Annotated in this window: 20 protein-coding genes; 4 read left to right on the forward strand and 16 right to left on the reverse strand. The window is 74.2% G+C overall.

Annotated elements, in window-relative coordinates:
* The 6 genes from ACZ518_RS20485 to ACZ518_RS20510 form a co-directional block, all read right to left on the reverse strand.
* A complete protein-coding gene (locus ACZ518_RS20485; RefSeq protein WP_469114464.1) occupies positions 1-2316 on the reverse strand; it encodes a xanthine dehydrogenase family protein molybdopterin-binding subunit in 2316 nt (771 codons plus the stop codon).
* A gap of 50 nt (positions 2317-2366) precedes the next feature.
* Positions 2367-4556, reverse strand: a complete 2190-nt coding sequence (locus ACZ518_RS20490; protein ID WP_469114386.1) for a (2Fe-2S)-binding protein — start codon at positions 4554-4556, stop codon at positions 2367-2369.
* Positions 4553-5410, reverse strand: coding sequence for an FAD binding domain-containing protein (locus ACZ518_RS20495; protein ID WP_469114465.1), 858 nt, complete (start codon positions 5408-5410; stop codon positions 4553-4555). The genes ACZ518_RS20490 and ACZ518_RS20495 overlap by 4 nt, the downstream gene beginning before the upstream one ends.
* A 449-nt stretch (positions 5411-5859) precedes the next feature.
* Positions 5860-7500, reverse strand: coding sequence for a beta-N-acetylhexosaminidase (locus ACZ518_RS20500; protein ID WP_469114387.1), 1641 nt, complete (start codon positions 7498-7500; stop codon positions 5860-5862).
* Between the two features lie 195 nt (positions 7501-7695).
* Positions 7696-7980, reverse strand: coding sequence for a DUF3039 domain-containing protein (locus ACZ518_RS20505; RefSeq protein WP_007264396.1), 285 nt, complete (start codon positions 7978-7980; stop codon positions 7696-7698).
* A 28-nt stretch (positions 7981-8008) separates the two neighbouring features.
* Positions 8009-8569, reverse strand: coding sequence for a YqgE/AlgH family protein (locus ACZ518_RS20510; RefSeq protein ID WP_469114388.1), 561 nt, complete (start codon positions 8567-8569; stop codon positions 8009-8011).
* Between the two features lie 262 nt (positions 8570-8831).
* On the opposite strand from ACZ518_RS20510, the gene murA reads away from it, so the two are divergent.
* Complete coding sequence (gene murA, locus ACZ518_RS20515) at positions 8832-10169, forward strand: UDP-N-acetylglucosamine 1-carboxyvinyltransferase (RefSeq protein ID WP_007264398.1); 1338 nt, start codon at positions 8832-8834, stop codon at positions 10167-10169.
* Between the two features lie 147 nt (positions 10170-10316).
* Here the strand turns inward: murA and ACZ518_RS20520 are convergent, their stop codons facing one another.
* The 5 genes from ACZ518_RS20520 to ACZ518_RS20540 form a co-directional block, all read right to left on the reverse strand.
* Entirely contained in the window at positions 10317-10598 is a 282-nt protein-coding gene (locus ACZ518_RS20520) for an HU family DNA-binding protein (protein WP_007264399.1), read from the reverse strand.
* 307 nt (positions 10599-10905) lie between these two features.
* Complete coding sequence (locus ACZ518_RS20525) at positions 10906-12339, reverse strand: NAD-dependent malic enzyme (protein ID WP_469114389.1); 1434 nt, start codon at positions 12337-12339, stop codon at positions 10906-10908.
* 478 nt (positions 12340-12817) lie between these two features.
* Positions 12818-12988 carry a hypothetical protein gene (locus ACZ518_RS20530; protein WP_469114390.1) on the reverse strand — a complete coding sequence of 57 codons (171 nt, stop codon included), beginning with the start codon at positions 12986-12988 and terminating at the stop codon, positions 12818-12820.
* Entirely contained in the window at positions 12985-15291 is a 2307-nt protein-coding gene (locus tag ACZ518_RS20535) for a HelD family protein (RefSeq protein ID WP_469114391.1), read from the reverse strand. Before ACZ518_RS20535 ends, ACZ518_RS20530 begins: the two co-directional genes overlap by 4 nt.
* A 99-nt stretch (positions 15292-15390) precedes the next feature.
* Positions 15391-15918: a GNAT family N-acetyltransferase gene (locus ACZ518_RS20540; protein ID WP_469114392.1), complete on the reverse strand. Its 528-nt coding sequence runs from the start codon at positions 15916-15918 to the stop codon at positions 15391-15393.
* Between the two features lie 279 nt (positions 15919-16197).
* Between ACZ518_RS20540 and ACZ518_RS20545 the strand changes: the two genes are divergently transcribed.
* Complete coding sequence (locus ACZ518_RS20545; protein WP_469114393.1) at positions 16198-16548, forward strand: hypothetical protein; 351 nt, start codon at positions 16198-16200, stop codon at positions 16546-16548.
* A gap of 77 nt (positions 16549-16625) precedes the next feature.
* Here the strand turns inward: ACZ518_RS20545 and ACZ518_RS20550 are convergent, their stop codons facing one another.
* The 5 genes from ACZ518_RS20550 to ACZ518_RS20570 all read right to left on the reverse strand — a co-directional run bounded on the left by ACZ518_RS20550 (position 16626) and on the right by ACZ518_RS20570 (position 21590).
* Positions 16626-17207 (reverse strand): CGNR zinc finger domain-containing protein, encoded by a 582-nt coding sequence (locus ACZ518_RS20550; RefSeq protein WP_469114394.1) that lies wholly within the window; start codon positions 17205-17207, stop codon positions 16626-16628.
* 92 nt (positions 17208-17299) lie between these two features.
* A complete protein-coding gene (locus ACZ518_RS20555) occupies positions 17300-17848 on the reverse strand; it encodes a GNAT family N-acetyltransferase (RefSeq protein WP_469114395.1) in 549 nt (182 codons plus the stop codon).
* A 9-nt stretch (positions 17849-17857) separates the two neighbouring features.
* Positions 17858-19009 (reverse strand): uroporphyrinogen-III synthase, encoded by a 1152-nt coding sequence (locus ACZ518_RS20560; protein WP_469114396.1) that lies wholly within the window; start codon positions 19007-19009, stop codon positions 17858-17860.
* A gap of 130 nt (positions 19010-19139) precedes the next feature.
* The gene (locus ACZ518_RS20565; RefSeq protein WP_469114397.1) at positions 19140-20516 is read right to left on the reverse strand and encodes a nitrate/nitrite transporter; all 1377 of its coding nucleotides are present in this window, start codon (positions 20514-20516) and stop codon (positions 19140-19142) included.
* Positions 20517-20621: 105 nt separating this feature from the next.
* Entirely contained in the window at positions 20622-21590 is a 969-nt protein-coding gene (locus ACZ518_RS20570) for a LysR family transcriptional regulator (RefSeq protein WP_469114398.1), read from the reverse strand.
* 84 nt (positions 21591-21674) lie between these two features.
* Here ACZ518_RS20570 and ACZ518_RS20575 point away from each other — a divergent pair, with 84 nt between their 5' ends.
* Both ACZ518_RS20575 and ACZ518_RS20580 read left to right on the forward strand, forming a co-directional pair.
* Positions 21675-22973 (forward strand): MFS transporter, encoded by a 1299-nt coding sequence (locus ACZ518_RS20575; protein WP_469114399.1) that lies wholly within the window; start codon positions 21675-21677, stop codon positions 22971-22973.
* 93 nt (positions 22974-23066) lie between these two features.
* A partial coding sequence (locus ACZ518_RS20580) for a collagen-like domain-containing protein (RefSeq protein WP_469114400.1) occupies positions 23067-24053 on the forward strand: 987 nt, incomplete at its 3' end.

Below are 24053 nucleotides of genomic sequence, written 5' to 3' on the forward strand. Positions count from 1 at the left end.
CTAGGAGTTGGGCACCGCCTGCACCGGTGCAGCGACCGCCGCCGACGGCCGGATCGGGATCCTGTTCACGGGCCGGCCCGTCGCCGCGCGGACCGCCGAGGCCACCGCCGCCGGGGTGGTCACCACCGGGACCGCGCTCGCCGCCTTCGCGCCGAACGGGGCCACGACGTCGCGTTCCTCCACCAGCCGGACGATGCGCACCGCCGGGGCGTCCAGGGACGTCGGCAGGGCGTAGCCCGTCAGGTCGGGGTGGCGGACCAGGCCGGCGACCGAGCGGAGGTTCTCGGTCAGGGCCGCGCCGACGCCCTGGGTAACGCCCGCTTCGATACGGGCCTCCAGCTGGCGGGGGTTGAGGACGCGGCCGACGTCCTGGGCCACGGCCAGTTCCACGACCCGTACCGAGCCCAGCTCGATGTCCACGTCGACGACCGCGCGGATCGCGCAGAAGGCCAGGCCCACGAAGGCGTCGCCCTGGCCGTGCTCGTCGAGCGGTTCGGTGGGGTGGGGGCGGCACTGGGCGGTCGCCCAGAGCTCCTTGCCCTCTATGGCCTCGGTGACCGTCATCGAGAAGGCCCCGTCGTAGGACGTGATCCGGCCGTCCTGGATCTGGAGGAGCTCCGTCGACATGCCGAGCTTGTGGGCCATGGGCTGGAGGAGCTGCGTACGGACCATCTTCGCGGCCCGCTCGACGGCCCCGCCCGAGACCCAGGTGTGGCGGCCGTGGGCGGAGGGGCCCGCCGGCGGCTGGTCGGTGTCGACGGGGGCGCAGGCGACCTCGTCGATGCCGAGGACCTCCTGGACGATCTGGCGGGCGAGCGTGGCGAAGCCCTGGCCGGTGTCGACGGCCGCGCAGATGACGGTGGCCGTGCCGTTCACCACCTTGACCGTGGCGGTCGAGACCTCGTCCGCGCCCTCCGCGCCGAGCATGTGGACCATGCCCACGCCGTAGCCGACGCCGCGCCGCACCGCGCCCGGTTCGCCCGCGCCCTCGGGGCCGCCGGGCAGCAGCCACTCCTCCTCCGGGGTGTCCTTGGGGAGGGAGGGCAGGGGGAAGTCGCGTACCGAGCGGAGGAGTTCGGCGACGGGGGCCGGGCAGGTGACGGTCTGGCCGGTGGGGAGCAGGTCGCCCGTCGCCAGGACGTTGCGCAGGCGCAGCTCCGCGCCGTCGATGCCGAGGGCGGCGGCGAGCTTGTCCATCTGGCCCTCGTACGCGGCGCAGACCTGCATGGCGCCCTCGCCCCGGACGTGGCCGGAGGGCGGATTGTTCGTACGGACCGCCCAGCCCTCGACGAAGGCGTGCGGGACGACGTACGGGCCGCAGGCGAAGGCCACGGCCGCCGCGAGGGACTCGGCGGAGGCGTCGGCGTAGGCGCCGGCGTCCATCAGGATCTGGGCCTCGACCTTGACCAGCCGGCCGTCGGCGTCCGCGTGGTGGCGGTAGCGCAGCAGGGTCGGGTGCCGGTGGGCGTGGCCGAGGAAGGACTCCTCGCGGGTGGCGGCCAGCTTCACCGGGCAGCCCGTACGCAGGGCCAGGAGGCCCAGCGGCAGCTGGAAGGCGGCGTCCTCGCGGTCGGCGGTCGCGCCGGGGACTCCGGTGACGACCACCCGTACCCGGTCCGGCTCCAGGCCGAAGCAGGCGGCGGCGAGGTCGCGGTCGGTGTGCGGGTCGGTGGAGGCGGTGTAGATCTCCACGCCGCCGTCGGGGCGGGGCACGGCGAGGCCCGCCTCGGCGCCGATGGGCGCGGGGTCCTGGCGGCCGATCCGGTACAGGCCCTCGACGACGACCTCGCCGGTCGCCTCGGGGTCGCCGTAGCGCAGCGGGATGTGCCGGATCAGGTTGCCGTCCGGGTGCAGCGGGGCCGCGCCGAAGGAGTGCTCGGGGTCGGTGACGGCGTCGAGGAGTTCGTACTCGACGATGATGGCGGCGGCGGCCAGGCGTGCCGTGTCGGGGTGGTCGGCGGCCACGGCGGCGATGGGCTCGCCGTGGTGGCGTACGACGTCGTGGGCGAAGACCGGCCGGTCGGCGATGCGGCGGCCGTGGGTGGTGGCGCCGGGGACGTCGGCGTGCGTGATGACGGCGCGCACGCCGGGCATCTCGGCGGCGGCCGAGGTGTCGATGGAGCGGATGCGGGCGTGGGCGTGCGGGGAGCGCAGCACGGCGGCCCACAGCAGGCCCTCGGCCCACAGGTCGGCGGCGTAGGGGAAGGTGCCCTCGGCCTTGGCGCGGGCGTCCACGGAGGGGACGGAGACGCCGATCCCGCGCAGGGGGCGGGGCTGTTCGGTGTCGCCGTCGGCGCCGAGGCTCACCGTCGCCATGGTGGTGGTCGTGGTGGTGCCGGCCGTCGCCGTGGCCGCGTCCTGCCCGCTCACGCCATGCCTCCGTTGTGCTGGTCCCCGCCGAATCCGTTCAGGCCGCCGAGTCCGTCGAGTCCGTCGAGTCCGCCGGGTCCGTTCGGGCCGGGGAGGCCGTCGGTCCCGTTCGGGCCCGCCTGGCCGTGGAAGCCGGCCTGGCCGTCGAAGCCCGCCTGGCCGCCGTCGAACACGCCGGAGCCCGGGTTCGACCCGAAGGGGTCGAAGCCGTCCGTCCCGTGTGCCGCCGGGTGGGCCGGGTGGATCCCGCCCTCACCGGGCTGCGCCTGGTGCGGGATGAGCGCCTCGGCCTCCGCCGCCGCCTCGGCCGCGCCGGCCTCGCGCTCGGCGACGACCTCGCGGACCGCCTCGATGACGCCCTTGTAGCCCGAGCAGCGGCAGAGGTTGCCGCAGAGCGCCTGGCGGGTCTCCAGGTCGCTGGGGGCGTGGTTGCCCTCCAGCAGGTCATGGATGGTCATGGCCATGCCGGGCACGCAGAACCCGCACTGCACCCCGCCCGACCTGCACAACGCCTGCTGCACGTCCGAGAGTTCCCCGCCGCTCGCGAGGCCCTCGACGGTGCGCACCTCACTGCCGGCCGCCGTCGCCGCCGGGACCAGGCAGGAGGCGACGAGCCGCCCGTCGACCTGGACCGCGCAGGCTCCGCACTCGCCCTGGGAGCAGCCGTCCTTGGCGCCGGCCAGGCCGAGGCGCTCGCGCAGCACGTACAGCAGGGACTCGCCGATCCACGCCCCGGTGACGGGCCGGTCGGCGCCGTTGACCCGCAGGACGTAGGAAGCCGACGGGTGCTCGTGCTGGGCGACGGCGGGGATCCGCTCTTCCTCGTACGCCGCCTCCTGGACCGGGAAACTCCCGGTGTCGCCCTCGGCCGGGGGCGACACACCGCTGTCGGCACCGCCGCCGGGCGGCACGGGCGCGGCCTCCGCTTCGGCCGGAGCCGCCACCGGAGCCGCCACCGGAGCCGCCACCGGAGCCGCCGCCGGGGGCTCCGCGAAGCCGTGTCCGGCCGTCTCGGTGCCCTCAGTGCCGCCGTCGGCCTCCACCGGACGCGGCCGCTCGCCCTCGACCGGCATCTCGGCCGGGCCGTGCGAGGCCTCGATGTCCGGGGCGGCCGCGGGCACGGCCTCGGGCTCCGGTCCGGCCTGGAGGTAGCCCTCGGGCAGCGGGGTGCCCACGCCGGGGCCGCCCAGCACCCTCGGACCGCGTCCCGCCGGCGGGGAGCCCGCGGGCGCGCCGGCGGCGCCGCCCGGGAGCACGCCGGAGCTCAGCAGCACCCCGGGAGCCGCCTCGGGCGCCGCGGGCGGGGCCCAGGGGGCGGAGTCGCCGCCGGGCGGCACCGCCGGGGCGGCCTGGCCCCAGCCGCCGTCCAGGGCGGGGTCATCCGCGCCGCCGGGCAGCGTCCACTGCCCGGTGGCCATCGGGTCCTCCGGGCGGTGCACCGCCTCGGGGAAGTGCCACTCGCCGGTCGCGCCGGGATCCGGGTCGGCGTGGAGGTCGGCGTGGGGGTCGGCGTAGGGGTCGGTGTGCGGGCCGAGGTGCAGCCCGCCGCCCAGCGTCCCGTGCGGCCCGCCACCGGGCGACTCCGCGTGCAGCGCACCGGCGTGGGGACCGCCGTGCGGCGCGCCCTGCGGTTCCGCGTGCAGGGGGGTACCGCCCGACGGGTCGAAGTGCAGTCCGCCGCCCAGCGTGCCGTGCGGCCCGCCTCCGGCCGGCTCCGCGTGCGGCCCTCCGCCCTGCGGCTCGGCCTCGGCCTCCCCCGCGGGCGCCGCCGTGAAGGCGGCCGCCACCGACGCCGGGAGCGGGATGGACGCCGGGATCGGTGCGCGGGCGGGCGCCTGCGCGGCGGTCCCGGCGGCCGGGCCCGCCCCGGGAGCAGTCCCCGAGCCGGCGTCCGGCCACTGCACCGGCATCGTCCAGGTCCCGGTGGCGGAGGGGTCCGTGCTGCCCGACCCCAACGGCATGATCATCGGCGGCGGCACGAAGCCGTGCCCGGGCGCCGCCAGCGGCTCGCCCCTGTCGAGCGCGTCCAGCATCTCCTGCGGCAGCTGCACGAAGGCCGTGGCCTCGTTGTCGTACTCGCCGCCCTGCGGAACCGGCTCCCAGCCCCAGCCGTTGCCGGCCCCGGCAGCCTGCCCCGCGTTCCCCGCGTTCCCCGTCGTTCCGCTCACGTTCTCGTTCTCGCTCATGAGGTCAGCGCCCTCCCCAGGGCCCTGCGCGCCAGCACGGCCACTGTCCGCCGCAGGTGCAGTACCGCCGAGGACACCTGCTCCCCCTGGTCGGGCACACAGGCGGCCGCTACGTACTCGCCGAAGGCCTCCAGTGCCTCGGGGGCCAGGCTGCGGTCCCCGTCCCAGTCGATCAGCGAGGCCACCCACTGCTCGGCCTCCAGCGGCCGCAGCGGCATCGGGGCCACCGCGCCGATCGCGCACCGCACACCGCGGCGCGCCGGGTCCAGCACGAGCCCCACGGACGCCACCGCGCGCCCCGGCCCCGTACGCCCCGTGGCCTTCAGGAACACCTGCGGGGCGTGCAGCAGCGGCACCCGCACGAAGCCGATCAGTTCGCCCGGCCGCAGCATGTCGCGGCCGGCCAGCAGGTGGGAGACGGGGATCTCGCGCTGCGAGCTTCCGGTGTCACCGAGGCTGCCGGGGCCGACGATCACCAGCTCCGCCTCCAGCGCGGCCAGCACCGGCAGCGCGTCACCGGTCGGCGCGGCCGAGGCGATGTTGCCGCCGAGGGTGCCGGCGTTGCGGATCTGCGGCGGGCCGGCGGCCCGGGCGGCGGCGGCCAGGGCCGGGATCAGAGCGGCGAAATCCGGCCGCCCCATCCGGGCGTGCGTCAGTCCGGCGCCGAGCAGCGCGTGCCCGTCCTGGTACTGCCAGCCGCGGATCTCGTTGATCCGGCCGAGGCCGACGAGGGCGGCGGGGCGCAGCAGCCCGGCGTTGACGGCGGCCATGAGGTCGGTGCCGCCCGCCACGGGCACGGCCGCGGGCATGGCGGCGAGTGCCGCGACGGCCTCGTCGAGCGAGGCCGGCAGCATCACGGACTGCGCCCGCTCCGCCTGCGGCTCCAGAGCCGAGTGCGGTGCGTGCGGCCCCTGAGCCGAATGCGGTGTGTGCGGTGCGTGCGTGGTCAACCCGGCTGCCCCTTCCCGATGTCCCGGTCCCGGCGCTCACGCCTGTCCGCCGTACGGTACGTGCTCACCGCCGGGACGTGGCAACTCTGGCACATCTTCGGGACCGCCCGGCGCGAGGGTCGCCCGCGTACCGGGCGCCGGCCCGCGCTCCGGCGCCGCCCGTGCGCGGCCGGGGCGGGGCCTCGGACGGGGCGGGCGGGCGGGCCGGGGGACGCCCGCGGCACGGTCCGCCCGCCCTCCGCCCGAACGTCCGTTTTTCCCCGGATCGGGCTCCTTTGAGCGAGAGTTCCAAAGGTTCCCGAAGAGTTCCGCTTCCGGACAGGCGGCGCCGGAGCGCCCCCCGCGCCCCCGAGTCACACGATCGGGGGCGCGCCTTCGAGCGGGCGTCCCACGACCCCCGGGCGCCGCTGCCACGGCAGCGGTCCGGCCGGTGGCCGGTAGTCGACCCCGAGGGCGTCCAGGCGCGCCAGGTGGGCGCTCGCCCGCGCCTCGAACCCGGCCCAGTCACGGGATTCCGGTTCCGGCAGCCGCGACCACACCGTCTCGGCGAAGGCGGCCAGCCGGGGGAACACCTGGTAGTCCACGCGGGCCTGGTTCTCCATCACCTCGGTCCACACGTTGGCCTGGGCGCCCAGGACGTGCGCGGCGGCCTCCGGCGACAGCTTCGGCGGCACCGGCTCGAAGCGGTAGACGTCCTCCAGCGTGCGCACGTACCCGATGGGCATCGGCTCGTCGGGGCCGTCCGCCTGACGGTGGTCCAGGTACACCTGCTGCTCGGGGCACATCACCACGTCGTGCCCGGCCTCGGCGGCGGCGACGCCGCCCGCGTAGCCGCGCCAGGAGGAGACGGCGGCGCCGTCGGCGAGTCCGCCCTCCAGGATCTCGTCCCAGCCGATGAGGCGGCGGCCGCGGGCGGCGAGCCAGCCGTCGAAGTGCCGGATGAACCAGGACTGGAGCCCGTCCTCCCCGTCCACGCCCAGCTCGCGGATGCGCGCCTGCGCGGCGGGCGAGGCCCGCCACTGCTCCTTGGGGCACTCGTCGCCGCCGACGTGGACGAACGGCGAGACCTCGGCCGGGAAGAGCTCCAGCAGCTCCTCGAAGACCCCTTCGTAGAAGCGCAGTACCTCCTCGGTCGGCGCGAGGACGTTCTCGCTGATGCCCCAGTCGTCCCACACGCCGAGCGCGGCGGTGTCCACGGCGTCCGTGTTGCCCAGCCGGGGATAGGCCGCGATGGCGGCCTGTGAGTGCCCGGGCAGGTCGATCTCGGGGACGACGCGTACGTGCCGCTCGGCCGCGTACGCGACGATCTCGCGGATGTCGTCCTGGGTGTAGAAGCCGCCGTGGGGAGTCTCGTTCCACAGCGGGGAGGCCCGGTGGCCCCACCGGCTGCGGGGCCGCCAGGCGCCGACCTCGGTGAGCCGGGGGTGGCGCTTGATCTCGATCCGCCAGCCCTGGTCGTCCGTCAGGTGCAGGTGGAGCACGTTCAGCTTGTGGGCGGCGAGCAGGTCGATGTGGCGCAGCACCCCGTCCTTGGGCGTGAAGTGCCGGGCGGTGTCGAGCATCATGCCGCGCCATCCGAAGCGCGGGCTGTCGGCGACGGCCGCGTACGGCAGGCTCCAGGTCCGCCCGGGCCGCAACGGCGCCCGGCGGTAGGCGTCGGGGCCGAGCAGCTGACGCAGCGTCTGGGCGCCCCAGAACAGCCCCGCGGCGTCCCCGCCGGTCAGCTCGACTCCGTCGGCGCCGATGTCGAGCCGGTACGCCTCCGGCCGGAGCCCGCCCGCTCCCCGGGCCTCGATCCGCAGCCGTACGTCGCCCCGCGCGCCGGCGGCGGGCGCGGGCAGGGCCCATCCGGTGGCGGCGCCCACCTCCCGGCGCAGCCAGCGCGCGACGCCGCCGGTCCCGGGCCCGGCGTCGAGGACGGGCTCGGGCCCGAAGGTGTGGCGGCGCCCCTCCGGGTCGGGAACGACGTTCTCGGGTAGCGGGATCAGGTCCATGCGTCAGCCCTCCGCGGCAGCCGGCCGGTCGCCCCCGCGGAGGCGGCGGCAGCCGGTCCGCGGCGTCCCGCACGGCACCCGTCCCGCGGGGCGACGCTCGTCGCGCCGACCCTAACCCGCCCCGCGCACACGGCGAAGGCCCCCGGACGCGCTCACGCGCATCGGGGGCCTTCGGCGGCGGAGGTCAGGACCTCGCTACTTGTCCTTGCCGCCCTTGTCCTTGTCGCCGCCGGCGCCCATGGACTCGTAGATCTCCTTGCACATGGGACAGACGGGGTACTTCTTCGGGTCGCGGCCCGGGACCCAGACCTTGCCGCAGAGCGCCACGACGGGGGTGCCGTCGAGCGCGCTCGCCATGATCTTGTCCTTCTGGACGTAGTGGGCGAAGCGCTCGTGGTCGCCGTCGCCGTGGGACACCTGCGGCGTCGGTTCTACGAGGGTCCCCGTACCAGTCCCGCGCTCGGGCTCAAGAGTGCTCATAAAACCAGGGTACTGAACCCCGCCGGGCTCAGTTCAGCGACGGGTCGTCCAGATAGGTGGCGACCATCGCGAGCTCGCTGCGCTGGCGTCGCAGCACCGCCCGCCACAGCCGTTCGGGGTCGGGGTGGGAGACGTCGCCCGGTTCGGAGTCGACGACGTACCAGGCGCCGTCGCCCAGCTCGGCCTCCAGCTGGCCGGGGCCCCATCCGGAGTACCCGGCGAAGATGCGCAGGGCGCCGAGGGCGGCGGCGAGCAGTTCGGGCGGGGCCTCCAGGTCGACGAGGCCGATCGCCCCGTGCACCCGGCGCCAGCCGAGCGGGCCCTCCTCGCCGGGTATCACCGCGACGCCCAGGGCCGAGTCCAGTGCGACGGGGCCGCCCTGGAACACCACCCCCGGATCGCCGGCCAGCGGGGCCCAGGGGAGCAGGATGTCGCGGACGTCCACGGGGGTGGGCCGGTTGAGGACCACGCCGAGCGAGCCCTGCTCGTCGTGGTCGAGCAGCAGCACCACCGCGCGGTCGAAATTCGGGTCCGCGAGGGCGGGGGTGGCCACGAGCAGCCGCCCTGTGAGGGAGGACACCTCGGTCATGGGCACATGATCTCGCACAATCGCCCCTCGGGGGGAGCGGGCGGCGCTCTCGGATCAAGCGCAGCTCAGGGCGCACGGCGGCAGAGAGGAGCGCGCACCGTCCCGCACGCCGGAACGCAACACTCCGCTACCTGGCGGACACCGAGGGTGCTGTGCCCCATTCATGACAGTCCTACGGCCCCGTCACCCATACAAACATGGGGGTGGTGGCCCTTACCCTTACGTCTGGTCCCCTGCCCATCCACTCCGGAACGCGAGATCCATGACCGGCAACGATGTCCTGCTTGTCCACGGCGGAACCCCGCTCGAGGGTGAGATCCGTGTCCGCGGTGCGAAGAACCTCGTGCCGAAGGCCATGGTGGCCGCCCTGCTCGGCAGCGAGCCGAGCCGGCTGCGCAATGTTCCCGACATCCGTGACGTGCGGGTCGTGCGCGGTCTGCTCCAGCTGCACGGTGTGACCGTGCGCCCCGGCGAAGAGCCGGGCGAGCTGATCCTCGACCCGACCTACGTCGAGAGTGCGAACGTCGCCGACATCGACGCGCACGCGGGGTCCTCCCGCATCCCGATCCTCTTCTGCGGCCCGCTGCTGCACCGCCTCGGCCACGCCTTCATCCCGGGCCTGGGCGGCTGCGACATCGGCGGCCGTCCGATCGACTTCCACTTCGACGTGCTCCGCCAGTTCGGCGCGACCATCGAGAAGCGCGAGGGCGGCCAGTACCTGGAGGCTCCGCAGCGCCTCCGCGGGTGCAAGATCCGCCTGCCCTACCCGTCGGTCGGCTCGACCGAGCAGGTCCTGCTGACGGCCGTCCTGGCCGAGGGCGTGACCGAGCTCAGCAACGCCGCCGTCGAGCCGGAGATCGAGGACCTCATCTGCGTACTGCAGAAGATGGGCGCGATCATCTCCGTGGACACCGACCGGACCATCCGGATCACCGGTGTCGACCGTCTGAGCGGCTACAACCACAAGGCGCTCCCGGACCGTCTGGAGGCCGCGTCCTGGGCTTCCGCGGCCCTGGCGACCGGCGGCAACATCTACGTGCGCGGCGCCCAGCAGCGCTCGATGATGACCTTCCTGAACACGTACCGGAAGGTCGGCGGCGCCTTCGAGATCGACGACGAGGGCATCCGCTTCTGGCACCCGGGCGGCCCGCTGAAGGCCATCGCGCTGGAGACGGACGTGCACCCCGGCTTCCAGACCGACTGGCAGCAGCCGCTGGTCGTCGCCCTGACGCAGGCCACGGGCCTGTCGATCGTGCACGAGACGGTGTACGAGTCCCGCCTCGGCTTCACCTCGGCGCTCAACCAGATGGGTGCTCACATCCAGCTGTACCGCGAGTGCCTGGGCGGCAGCGCCTGCCGCTTCGGCCAGCGCAACTTCCTGCACTCGGCGGTCGTCTCCGGCCCGACCAAGCTGCAGGGCGCCGACCTGGTCATCCCCGACCTGCGCGGCGGGTTCTCGTACCTGATCGCGGCGCTGGCGGCCGAGGGCACCTCGCGCGTCCACGGCATCGACCTGATCAACCGCGGCTACGAGAACTTCATGGAGAAGCTCCAGGAGCTCGGTGCCAAGGTCGAGCTGCCCAACGGCGACCTGGTCTGATCTTCCCCCCACGGGGGCCCTCCGGGGCCCCTGCGGGGCCCTGGAAAGGCCTGAGGGCGGCCACCCCGTGCGGGGTGGCCGCCCTCGGCCGTTCTACGTACCACTGCCGTCCCGAGGGCCTGTGCGGCCCTCGGCACAAGGGCGGTACTACTTGCCCTTGGCGGCTTCCTTGAGCTTGGAGCCCGCGGAGACCTTCACGCTGTAGCCGGCCGGGATCTGGATGGGGTCGCCGGTCTGCGGGTTGCGCGCGGTGCGAGCGGCACGGTGGGTGCGCTCGAAGGTCAGGAAGCCGGGGATGGTGACCTTCTCGTCGCCCTTGGCGACGATCTCGCCGACGGTCTCGGCGAGCGCGGCCAGAACGGCGTCGGCGTCCTTGCGGGTCACCTCGGCGCGCTCGGACAGAGCGGCCACCAGCTCACTGCGGTTCATGTTGTACTCCCGTGTTCAACTTGCCTTAGAGGCGTGAGATCGAAGCCGATGCTGCCAGGGCCCTAGGACAGTCCCCGGACCCGGGTCTGAACGTCAGACCCTCTCGCCCGGTTACGCATCCTGCCCCCACCAGCGGCGGGAAAGCCAATCCGGCACCCGCCAGGGTCACACGAAAAGCGCCACAGTCACGCCGCGGTGACGCTCCGTCCGCACCAGGGGCTCCGGTGGATGCGGACCGCGGACCACGCGGGCATCCCCGCAACCCTATGGGCGCCCCGCCGGGCCCGCATCCCACGACGCGCCGGTATCAGGCCGTGGGCCCCGTCACAGCGGGGGCCTGGGCGGCCTGCGCGGCCTTGCGGACGGCGCCCGCGACGGCTCCGGCGACCTTGTCGTTGAAGACGGACGGGATGATGTAGTTCGCGTTCAGCTCGTCCTGGCCGACGACGTCGGCGAGGGCGGCCGCGGCGGCGAGCATCATGTCGGTGTTCACGGTGCGCGACTGGGCGTCCAGCAGGCCGCGGAAGACGCCCGGGAAGACCAGCACGTTGTTGATCTGGTTCGGGAAGTCCGAGCGGCCGGTGGCCACGACGGCCGCGGTCTGGCGCGCGATGGCCGGGTCGACCTCCGGGTCCGGGTTCGCGAGCGCGAACACGATGGCGCCGTCGGCCATGGCGGCGACGTCCTCGCCCGAGAGCACGTTCGGGGCGGAGACGCCGATGAAGACGTCCGCACCGACCACGGCCTCCTTGAGGGTGCCGGTGTAGCCCTCGGGGTTGGTGTTGTCGGCGATCCAGCGCAGCGGGGAGTCCGGCGCGGCGTCGACCAGGTCGGGGCGGCCGGCGTGCACGACACCGTGGATGTCGGCGCTGACGGCGTTCTTGACGCCCGCGGCGAGGAGCAGCTTGAGGATGGCCGTACCGGCGGCGCCGGCGCCCGACATGACGACCTTGACGTCCTCAACTGCCTTGCCCACGACGCGAAGTGCGTTGGTCAGCGCGGCGAGGACGACGATGGCGGTGCCGTGCTGGTCGTCGTGGAAGACGGGGATGTCGAGGGCCTCGCGCAGGCGGGCCTCGATCTCGAAGCAGCGCGGCGCGGAGATGTCCTCCAGGTTGATGCCGGCGAAGCCCGGGGCGATGGCCTTGACGATGGCGACGATCTCGTCGGCGTCCTGGGTGTCGAGGCAGATCGGCCAGGCGTCGATGCCGGCGAAGCGCTTGAAGAGGGCCGCCTTGCCCTCCATGACGGGCAGCGCGGCCATCGGGCCGATGTTGCCGAGGCCCAGGACGGCGGAGCCGTCGGTCACGACTGCGACGGAGTTGCGCTTGATGGTGAGGCGGCGCGCGTCCTCGGGGTTCTCGGCGATGGCCATGCACACGCGGGCGACGCCCGGGGTGTAGATCATCGAGAGGTCGTCGCGGTTGCGGATGGGGTGCTTGGACGACATCTCGATCTTGCCGCCGAGGTGCATCAGGAAGGTTCGGTCGGAGACCTTGCCGAGGCTGACGCCCTCGATGCCGCGCAGCTTCTCGACGATCTCGTCGGCGTGCGCGGTGGAGGTGGCGGCGATGGTGACGTCGATGCGGAGCTTCTCGTGCCCGGAGGCGGTGACGTCGAGGCCGGTGACCGACCCTCCGGAAGACTCCACGGCGGTGGTGAGCTGGGAGACCGCGGTTCCGCTCGCGGGCACTTCCAGGCGGACCGTCATCGAATACGAGACGCTGGGCGCCGTTGCCATGGCCGTGTTTCCTCTTCTGTCCCTGGTTTCGCTGTACACGGATCCCGCCCGACACCGTCCAGCGATGGGCAGGTGGGCAGGACCTGTTGTCCGATCGTCCCACCTACCAGCCGGTACAAGGTAACCAGCTACAAATTTCGGAAAGACTCTTCCACCATACGAGAGAACTGGGGCTCCCGGAATGGTGGGTTAACACAAAACAGGTCCGCGCCCCCCACTCGGTGGAGGGCGCGGACCTGGTGCTACCGACTAAGACACCGACCCGCCATGCTCGCCTCGCGGCAAGTGGTCGCTCTAAGCGACGAAGGTTGGGCCCGGGGGCTTGGATCGAGCCGGTGTCGTACCCAGGCTAACAAAGGATCGCCGGAAGCGATCCCCCCTCCCGCGAGTTGGACACCCCGGATCACGCGCCTGGCCGCGAGCCGTCCGGGGACGGTCCGCCGCCGGTCAGACGGGGGTCAGGGAAGGTCACGCACGGTCAGCGGCCGATCAGGGCGACGGCGTGTCCTGCGCGGCCCCGGCGGATCTCCACCACGGCTCCGGCGAAACTGCGGCGGAAGCCGCCGGCGGAGCCGCGGGCGGAACTGCGGCGGAAGCCGCCGGCGGAGCCGCGGGCGGGCGCCTGCCGGAGCCCCGCGCCCGGCGTCACGGGCGCAGCAGCTCCGGGACGCCGTCCGCGCCCGGCTTGTCGCCCGCCGCCGAGACCACCGTCAGCTGCTGCGTCGCGCGCGTCAGCGCCACGTACAGCACCCGCAGGCCCGCCGGGGACTCCTGCGCGATCTCCGCCGGGGAGACCACCACCGTCGCGTCGTACTCCAGGCCCTTGGCCTCCAGGCTGCCCAGTGCCACCGCCCGCTCGCCCAGGTCCGCCAGCCAGCCCGCGGCCTCCGCACGCCGGTCCATCGCCACGACCACGCCCACGGTGCCGTCCAACTGCCCCAGCAGCCGCCGGGTCTCCTCCCGCACCGCCGCGCCCAGGTCCGCCCCGGCCGCCCTGAAGCGGGGCTCCAGGCCCGTCGAGCGCACCGCCGTCGGCGGCTCCATGCCCGGCATCGCCAGCTCCAGCACCCGGGCGGCCACCTCGGCGACCTCGGCCGGGTTGCGGTAGTTCACGGTCAGCGTGAACCGCCTGCGCGGCCGGGATCCGAGCGCCTCGTCCCGGGCCGCCGCCGCCTCGTCCGGGTCCGTCCACGAGGACTGCGCCGGGTCGCCGACCACCGTCCAGGTGCCCGTCCGGCCCCGCCGGCCCACCATCCGCCACTGCATCGGCGTCAGGTCCTGCGCCTCGTCCACGATCACGTGCGCGTACTCGGTCCGCTCGGCCGCGATCCGCTCGGCCCGCTCCCACTGGGTCTCCTCGCGGGTCGGCATCAGCTCCTCCAGCCCGCTGAGCTGGTCCAACGGGTCCAGCTCCCGCTTGCGCTTCGGGCGTGCCGGCGCCCCGAGGAGCTGGCCCAGCTCGTCCAGCAGGGCCACGTCGTGCACCGAGAGCGGGCCGGAGCCGTCCGCGCCGACCCGGCGCAGCGAACGCGCCAGCTGGCGCGTCTCACGCGGGTTCAGGTCCCGCCGCGACCAGCGGCCCAGCCGCCGCTCGTCGGCCATCGCCGCCAGCACCCGGCGCGGGGTGAGCTCCGGCCACCAGGCGTTCAGGAAGCCGAGGAAGTCGTCCTCCGTGGAGATGTCCTCGTCGAACGCGCTGCGCAGCTCGGCCGCCAGCTCCGGGTCGCTGTGCCGGCCGGACGCGCCCGTCTTCGCGTACAGGGCGTCCAGGAGGAGCTTGCGGGCGCGCGGGCGCAGCAGGTTCACGGGGGCGGTGCCACCGAGCACGTTCTGCCGGATCCGGTTCAGCTCCGGCGCCTCCAGCTCCACGCGCCGGCCGAAGGCCACCACGCGCAGCCGCTCGGGCGCGTCGCCGAGCTCCAGAGCACCTCGGACGGCCTTACGGAGCACCTTCAGCATCCGCGAGGAGCCCTTGATCCGGGCCACGGGCGGCTCGTCGTACGTGCTCGCCTCCGCGCCGTCGACCAGCGAGCCGAGCGCCCGGATGGCGACCTGGCCCTCCTCGCCGAGCGAGGGCAGGACGCCCTCGGTGTAGGCGACGAGGAGAGGGGTCGGGGACACGATCAGGATGCCGCCCGAGTAGCGGCGGCGGTCGTGGTAGAGGAGGTACGCGGCACGGTGCAGGGCCACGGCCGTCTTCCCGGTGCCCGGCCCGCCGGCCACCTCCGCGACGGAGGCGGCGGGGGCGCGGATGACCAGGTCCTGCTCGGCCTGGATGGAGGAGACGATGTCCCGCATGGTGTGCGTACGGGCCCGGCCGAGGGCGGCCATCAGCGCGCCGTCGCCGATGGCGGGCAGCTCCCGGCCGTCGAGGGACGCGGTGACCTCCGGGCGCATCAGGTCGTCCTCGACACCGAGCACCTTGCGGCCCTTGGAGCGGATCACCCGGCGGCGGATGACCCGGCCGGGGTCCTTGGGGGTCGAGCGGTAGAACGGCGCGGCCGCGGGGGCGCGCCAGTCGATGACGAGCGGCGAGTAGTCGGAGTCGAGCACGCCGATGCGCCCGATGTGCAGGGTCTCCGCGATGTCGGCGGTGAGGTCGGCGCGGATCGCGTCGTCGGCGGGCTCGACGGAGGTGTAGGCCCCGTCGGGGCCGCGCTCCCCGTCCTTGCCGAGGACGAGGTCGACCCGGCCGAAGAGGAAGTCCTCGAACTCGTTGTTGAGCCGGTTGAGGTGGATCCCGGCACGGAACACCTGCGCGTCCCGCTCGGCGAGCGCCCCCGGCGTGCCGACCTGGCCGCGCTGGGCGGCGTCGTTCATGAGGAACTCGGCCTCGTGGATCTTCTCCTCAAGGCGTCGGTACACCTGATCGAGATGCGTCTGCTCGACCGCGATCTCCCGATCGCGGACGGAATCCGCCGTGCTGTCGACAGCGGCATCCTGCGCGGCCACCAAGGCCCCCTTCTGACGTGCATGGGCGACCGTCAACCGTACGCGAATCCGGCCCCTGTCCGCACGCCCGTCTTGGGGGGTGGGGTCCGGGGGTGGGGATCAGAGCCGGCGGGCGAGGACCTGGCCCGGCCAGGTGCCGGACAGGAAGGTGTCGGTGCGGGTGAAACCGTTGCGCTCGTAGAAGGCGACCAGTTCGCCCCCGCCGCCCGCCCAGCAGTCGACGCGGAGGAGGTCCAGGCCGGCGCGGTGGGTCTCCTCGGCGGCGTGTGCCAGCAGGGCCGCCCCCACGCCCAGACCCGCGCGGCGGCGGTCGGAGACGAGCAGGCGGACGTACCGCTCGGGTTCCCCGGCCGGAGCGATCGGCATCTGGGGGCTGGGGCCGGAGTCCAGGACCATGGCTCCGACGGGGATCCCGTCCAGCTCCGCCACGTACGGGCTGTTTTCGGTCAGGTACCGGTCGACCCGCTCCACCCCGCCGGGCTTCTGCGAGTACGGGGTGGTGCCCCACTGCTCGGTGTTGCCGCGGGCGTTCATCCACGCCACCGCGCCGTCGAGCATGTCGAGTACGGCCGGCGCGTCCGCCAGGGCGCCGGGTCGGATGCGTATGCCATGCGTCGTGCCGTTCACCTTCGAAGCCTAACCAGGGCCGGCCCGCCTCGGCGGATCGGGGCGATGCCCGGGCGGTCGATCAGAAGTGCGGTTCGAGCAGCGAGGCTTCCGGAGGCACGCCTCGTCCGGACGCCCACGGCCGGTACGTCGGCGTTCTCACCCGAACAGGTGGAGCCGGGGTGACGCGCCAGAGCGGGTGATCCAGCGGATCGATTCACCACCGAGCATCCCTCCTAGGGTCGGGCTCGCACCGCCCTGTCGTGTGCTTTCGATCACTTCCGGAAGGATTCCCCTCTCATGAAGCTCCGCAGCACCATCGGCGCGTGCCTCGGCGCCCTCACGCTCGTCCTGTCGATGTCCGGCTCCGCCCAGGCCGCGCAGGGCAACTTCCATTACAAGTACGTGGACGACCACGGCCACGAGCAGTACGCCACGCTGCACGACCCGCACAGCGGCAAGTGCATCAACCTCTACGCCGTCGGCGACGACGAAGAGCTGCCCGGCTACGGCCCGCACAACCAGACCGATACCGCCGTGACCGTCTACCTCAACGCGAGCTGCGAAGGCCCCCAGTGGCGGCTGAGGGCCAACGGCGCGCCGGCCAAGGACACCCTGGAGGTGCGCTCCGTCCGCTTCGACGCCCCGTAGAGCGGGAGCCGAACGATCTCGTCGTCCGCTGGTGCGGGCATCGGCCCCGGCCGGGCCCGCACCCCAACCCCAACCCCCTACGCCTCCACCGCCTCCCCCACCCGCACCCGGCGCCGGTGGCGGGCCACCCGTTCCCGGTTGCCGCACAGTTCGCTGGAGCACCACCGGCGGCGGTGGCCGCGGGAGGTGTCCAGGTAGAGGCGGGCGCAGCCGTCGCCCTCGCAGGACCGGATCAGGGCCAGGTCGCCGGGGTCGGTGAGGAGCTCCACCGCGTCCCGGGCCACCGCGGCCAGCATCCCGGCGCACTCCACCCCGCCGCAGAGTTCCCGGACGAGGTGGCCTTCCTGGTCCCGTACCGCGCACACGCCCGGGGGCGGTCCCGCGGCGGCCGCGTTCACCCGGGCGAGGGCGTCCTCCTCCGGGCCGGTGCCGGCCCGTTCGGCCCGTACGAGGGTGCCCACGTCGTCGCGCAGCGAGCGGAAGGCCTCCACCCAGTCGGGGCCGAGCCGGCCGAGCGGGGTGCGGTCGGGGACCAGGCCGGCGCCGACGAGCCACAGCCGCAGTTCGTCACCGTCGCGGAGCCCCTCGGTGTCCGTGCACCCCGTAGCCAGCAGGTCCAGACAGACCCGCCCGGAGTCGAACCACATGCCCGTCCACATGCCCGTCACCGCCTCGTCGCCGCCTCGTCGCCGTGGGACTGGGACGCCCCCAGAGTGCCGCTGACGGCCGCGAAGCGGAAGCCCCCGCGCGGTCAGGCGCCCGGAGTCTCGTCGTGCAGCACCCGCTGGAAGAGGCGGTGGTCGCGCCAGGCGCCGTCGATGTGGAGGTAGCCGGGTGCGAGTCCGATCTCGGTGAAGCCGTTCTTGGCCAGGACCCGCATGGAGGCGTAGTTGTCCACCATCGTCTGGGCCTCCACCCGGTGGAGCCCGAAGTCCTCGCGGGCGGCCCGGACGACCTCCGCCAGGCCGGCGGTGGCCAGGCCCTTGCCGTGCCAGGCCTTGTCGATCCAGTAGCCGACGCCGCCGCTGCACAGGGGCCCGAGCGCGATGCTGCCGAGGTTCATGGCCCCGACCACGGCACCACCGTCCGCCTCGACGAACACGTACGGTACGAGCCGGCCCCCGTCGCGCTCGTCGAGCATCCCCTCGATGCGCTCGCGCTGCCCGGCCTCGGTGTAGAACTTCTCGGTGCGCAGGGGCTCGTACGGCTTCATGGCGGCCCGGTTGCGCGTCAGTACGTCGGCCAGGCCGGCGGCGTGCTCGACCGCCAGGCCCTTCATCTCCACCCCGTTGATGATCATGCGGGCACGTTAACGGACGCCCGCCCCCGCGCTCCAGCCCTCGCCCTCCCCCGCGTCCAGCGACAGCCGGTACCCGCGCTTGACGACCGTCTGGATCAGCCGCGGCGCCCCCAGGGCCGCCCGCAGCCGGGCCATCGCCGTCTCGACGGCGTGTTCGTCGGTGCCCGCTCCCGGCAGCGCGCGCAGCAGCTCCGCCCGGGACACCACCCAGCCGGGCCGCCGGGCGAGCGCGGCCAGCAGGGCCATCCCGGCGGGCGGGACCGGGCGCAGCGCGTCGTCGACGAGCACCGCGTGCCCCCGGATCTCCAGCCGGTGTCCGGCGACGGGCAGTACCCGTGCCCGGCCGGGGAGTTCGCGGCACAGCACCTGTACCAGCGGCCCGAGCCGGAACCGCTCCGGCTGGACGCTCTCCACCCCTTCGGCCTGGAGCGGCAGCGCGGTGACGGGTCCCACGCACGCCGCGGCGACGGGCCCGCGCAGCGCCTCCAGGACCGCTTCGCGCAGGCCCCGCTCGGTGGCCCGGGACAGCAGGGAGGCGGCGGCTGGCGCGGAGGTGAAGCTGACGGCGTCGACGGCCCCGACGGCGATCGCGTCCAGCAGCCGGTCCAGCGGTGCGAGGTCCTCGGGCGGCATCCACCGGTACACCGGTACGGGCACCACCTCGGCCCCTCCGTCGCGCAGGGCCTCCACGAACCCGGGGAGCGGTTCCCCGTGCAGCTGGAGCGCGATGCGCCGCCCGGCGACACCGCCGGTCAGCAGCCGGTCCAGTACCTCGGCCAGCGATTCCGACTGCGGGGACCAGGCTTCCACCAGTCCGGCGGCCCGTACGGCGCCCTTGACCTTGGGGCCGCGCGCCAGCAGTTCGGTGGTGCGCAGCCGCTCCAGCAGCTGTTCGCCGATGCCCCAGCCGTCGGCGGCTTCGATCCAGCCGCGGAATCCGATGGCGGTGGTGGCGACGACGGCGTCGGGCGGGTTGTCGACGAGTTCCTTGGTGGCGGCCATCAGCTCGCTGTCGTCGGCGAGCGGCACGATCCGCAGGGCGGGGGCGTGGATGACGGCGGCTCCGCGCCTGCGCAGCAGGGCGATGAGTTCGTCCGCCCGGCGGGCGGCGGTGACTCCGACGGTGAATCCGGCCAGGGGGCCGTGCGTAGCGTCGTCCATCGTGGTGACCTGCCTTGCCCTGAGGGTTTCCTGCGTCGGGGATGTTCCGAGCCTGCCAAGGCGTCGTGTCAGGCTCGGTTCCACCGCATTTCGGGCCAGTTAACCGGCCCGCAACCGGCCCGGTGACATCTCACACCGAGGTGAGCTGGGCCTTCTTCGCGTCCCCGGTGGCGGCGGTGGCCTGTGCGACGGCCGGCCGGCGAAGGTATACCGCCCAGGTGACGGCGCAGCACACCGCGTAGAAGCCGAGGAAGGTGGTGAAGGCGGTCGTTCCGGAGCCGGATTCCAGGAAGGCCGAGCGGAACACCAGGTTGATGGCGAGGCCGCCGAGCGCGCCGACGGCTCCGATGAGTCCCATGGCGGCGCCGGACAGCCGCCTTCCGTGGGCGGCGGCCGCTTCGCCGTCGAGGCCGCGGGCGAGGGCCTTGGCGGCGAAGATGCCGGGGATCATCTTGTAGGTGGAGCCGTTGCCGAGCCCGCTGAGGGCGAAGAGCGCCACGAAGCCGACGAGGAAGACCGGCAGGGATTCGCGTACGGCGGCCAGCAGGACCACCCCGGTCGCGGCGGCCATCGCCACGAAGGTGGCCAGGGTGATCTTGGCCCCGCCGAAGCGGTCGGCGAGCGCTCCGCCGACGGGCCGGACGAGGGAGCCGAGGAGCGGGCCGATGAAGGTCAGGGAGGCGGCCTGGAGGGGGGTCCGTCCGAACTGGGTCTGGAGGACGAGCCCGAAGGCGAAGCTGTAGCCGATGAAGGAGCCGAAGGTGCCGATGTAGAGGAAGGCCATGATCCAGGTGTGGGGGTCCCGGGCGGCCTCGCGGATGGCGCCGCCGTCGTTGCGGACCGGTGCCAGGTTGTCCATGCGTACGAGGGCCAGTGCGGCGGCGAGCACGATCAGCGGGAGGTAGGTCCAGAGCAGCAGCCGGGGGTGTCCGGCTCCGGCGGTGCCGATGACCAGCAGTGCGACGAGCTGGACGACGGGGACGCCGATGTTGCCGCCGCCCGCGTTGAGGCCGAGCGCCCAGCCCTTCTTGCGGAGCGGGAAGAAGGCGTTGATGTTCGTCATGGAGGAGGCGAAGTTGCCGCCGCCGACGCCGGTGAGCGCGGCCACGGCCAGGAAGGTGCCGTAGGAGGTTCCGGGTTCCATGACGATGAGGGCGGCGATCGTCGGCGCGAGCAGCAGCAGGGCGCTGACGACGGTCCAGTTGCGGCCGCCGAAGCGGGCGACGGCGAAGGTGTAGGGGATGCGGACGAGGGCTCCGACGAAGGTGGCGGTGCCGATGAGGAAGAACTTGCCGGCGGGGTCGATGCCGTACTGCGGGCCCATGAAGAGCACCATCACGGACCACAGCGACCAGATGGAGAAGCCGATGTGCTCGGAGAGCACGGAGTAGAGGAGGTTGCGGCGGGCGATCCGCTCCCCGCCCTCCCGCCAGAACGTCTCGTCCTCGGGTTCCCACCGCTCGATCCAGCGGCCTCCCCTGCGCGGTGCGGTCGTACTACTGGTCATCACACGCCTCCACCCTCCACAGCTGTCGTGCTCTGTGGTGAGGAGGCTAGGAACGGCGCGTTTCGGCCCCGGTCCCCGCCGGATGACCGGTGGGAAACCTTGCACTCACCCGCCGCCGGGGGCGGGTGTGAGCGCTGCCGGGAGCCAGCTGTCCGGGGGGACTTCCAGCCACCCTCCGGCGTTCTGGAGTTCGGTGGCGGCGCGGTCGAGGGCGGCGAGGCCGGGGTGGTCGAGGCCCTTGCGCCAGACCATGGACAGCGGGGACAGCGGTACGGGGTCCACGAGGGGGCGTTTGACGCTGCCGGGCATGTCGAGGAAGCCGATGGCCACCAGGACGGGGTTGCGGGTCTTGGCCATGACCCGTACGAACTCCTCCTTGCCCATCGCCACGGGGGCGGGCGGGGCGACGGCGATGTCCCGGCCGGCGAAGAGCTCGCGGGCCAGGCCGGTCCACTCCAGGGTCCGCGGGTTCCCGGCGCCGGCGTACACGCTCTCGCCGGCGAGTGCGGCGAGCGGTACGCGGTCCAGGGCGGCGAGCGGGTGGTCCTCTGGGAGCAGGACGGCGAGGGGTTCGTAGCGTACGGGGCGGTGGCCGAGCCGGGCGCGGAGCGCGGGTTCGAGGCCGGCGGCGTAGCCGAAGGAGACGTCGAGGCGGCCGGCGGCGATCTCGGTGGCGGCGTGGGTGAGGCCGCTCTCGAAGCGGGCCATCAGTTCGCATCCAGGGGCGAGTTCGCGGGCGCGTTCCAGGACGCGGCGGCCGGTGCTGGGGCCGTCGGTGTTCGTGTCGACGAGCAGGGCGCGGGGCGGTCCGGCGAAGGCGGCGGCGAGGGCCTCGTGGGCGCGGAGCACGTCGCGGGCGTGGGGCAGGAGCCGTTCGCCGTCGGGGGTGAGCTCGACGGCACGGGTGGTGCGCAGGAACAGCGGGGTGCCGAGGGCCTGTTCGAGGCGGCGGACGTCGCGGCTGAGGGCCTGCTGGGCGATGTAGAGGCGGGCGGCGGCGCGGGAGAAGTGCAGTTCCTCGGCGACCGCGAGGAAGCCGCGCAGCAGGCGGGGGTCCACGTCACGGGCGGTCATCCCCGGAGATTAACAACCTGAGCGCGTGAATGGCCCCGGAACAGGTGTTGGACCGCCGCCGGGGGCGGGCCGCAGGCTCGGGGCATGCCGCAAGAATCCCCGCTCATGGCCGTGACCGGCAGCACCCTGGTCCTGGCTCCCCCGTCCCCGCCCCCCGCCCCGGCCCCTCCCACGCCTCCCGCGCGCGCCCGCGCCCGCGCCCGTGCCCGCGGCCCGTACGCCCGTCTCTTCTCCCGTCCCGGCACGCGCGGTTTCACCGCCGGGAACCTGCTGGCCCGGCTGCCCATGGGCATGTTCGGGGTCAGCGCGGTGATGATGATCGCCGGGCAGCGCGGCTCGTACGCCCTGGCCGGCGCGGTCACCGCCACCGGGCTGGCCGCCACCGCCCTCGTCGCGCCCTGGACGGCCCGGCTGACCGACCGGTACGGGCAGGCCCGGATCGCCGTACCGGCCACCGTGATCGCCGTTCTCGGCTCGCTCTCGCTGGTCGTGTGCGTCCGTACGCAGGCCCCCGCGTGGACCCTGTTCGCCTCGTACGCGGCCACCGCGACGACCCCCAACATCGGCGGCATGTCCCGGGCCCGCTGGACCCACCTGCTGCCCCGCTCCGAGCACCACACGGCGATGTCCTTCGAACAGGCCGCGGACGAGCTGTGCTTCATGCTCGGCCCGGTCCTCGCGGCCTTCCTGTGCACCGCCGCCTTCCCGGAGGCGGGCACCCTCACCGGGGCGGCCCTGCTGCTCATGGGCATGCTGGTCTTCACCGCGCACCGGGCCACCGAGCCCCCCGCGACCGGGGCGCCGCCCGCCGCCCTGGGCCCGTCGCCGCTGCGCGCCCTGCTCCCGCTGCTGGGCCTGCTCCTGGCCGCCGGTGCGGTGTTCGGCTCGATGGAGGTGGCCTCCATCGCCCACCTCGCCGCCCTGGGCCTCGGCGGCACCTCGGGGCCGGTGCTGGCGCTCCAGGCGGCGGGCTCCTGCGCCGCCGGGCTGTTCTACGGCACCCGCCGCCCGCGGAGCCTGCGGGCCTGCCTGCTGGTGCTGGCCGCGGCGATGTCCCTGCCCTGGGCGGCCGCCGCCACCGGTTCCCTGGTGCTCCTGGCTCTGGCGCTGCTGCTGGCCGGGATGGCCACGGCGCCGGTGATGGTGGGTGCGATGGCCCTGGTGCAGCGGGCCACTCCGTCCGGCCGCCTCAACGAGGGCATGAGCCTCGCCGTCACCGCGATCATGGCCGGCATCGCCGCCGGTTCCGCCACCGCGGGCCAGGCCGTCGACCGCCTGGGCTCCACCGCGGCCTATGCCCTCCCGGCCGCCGCCGCCCTGGTCGCGTTGGCCCTCTCGATCACAACATCCAGATTTATCCGTATTGTTCCGGCGGCCGAGTGACGTGCCCGCGTGGTACGCACCACTCCTCCGCGCGATCCCGCATAACTGGGGGTGCTTCTCCCCAGCGCCCTTCCTTTCGCGGAGGAACTCCCCTTGCCTGCTTCACGCTCCGTCTCCTCGGCCCTCGTCGTCGCGGCCGTCACCGCGTCCTGCCTGGTGCCGGCGGTACCGGCCCTGGCCGACGCGTCCCAGATCCGGTTCTCCCAGCCGTACGTCCCCTCCATCGCCCCCGGCAAGACGGGCCGCGTCGTCATCGCGGCCATGAACGGCGAGGACCCGGCGCGCAGCAGCACGTTCCGGATCACCGCCCCGGAGCGGACCACCTTCCCCGAGGCCCGCTTCTACTGGAACGGCCGGCGGGCGGCCGGCTCGTGCACCCGCTCGGCGGACGCCCGCCTGCTGACCTGCGATGCGGGCACCCGCGCCGGCTACGCCTTCCCGGCGAACACGCAGACGCGGCTGGCCGTGACCCTGCGGGTGGACCCGAAGGCCCCGCAGGGCACGACGCTGGACGGCGGCGAGTGGTCCAACGGAATGGACGCCCCGGCCCTGTTCGCCGTGGCCACCCCGGTGACGGGCCCGAAGGGCGACGACGGCCGGCCGGGCCACGACGGCCACCACGGCAAGCCGGGACTGCCGGGCCTCAGGGGCGAGAAGGGCGACCCCGGCGAGAAGGGCGAGAAGGGCGAGAAGGGCGACCCCGGCAAGGACGGCCGGCGCGGCCCCCGCGGCCACGACGGCAAGCCCGGCGCCGATGGCAAGGACGGCCGCCAGGGCCTCCAGGGCGTCCCCGGCCCCGCCGGCCCCAAGGGCGACCCGGGCCCGTCCGGAGGCGAGAAGGGCGAGCGGGGAGAGAAGGGCGAGAAGGGCGACCCCGGCAAGAACGGCAAGGACGGCCGGCCCGGACCCCGCGGCCACGACGGCAAGCCCGGTAAGGACGGCAAGCCCGGCGCCGACGGCAAGCCCGGCAAGCCCGGCGCCGACGGCAAGGACGGCCGCCAGGGCCTCCAGGGCGTCCCCGGCCCCGCCGGCCCCAAGGGCGACCCGGGCCCGTCCGGAGGCGAGAAGGGCGAGCGGGGA

This window comes from Streptomyces sp. NPDC033966 (genome assembly GCF_055575955.1).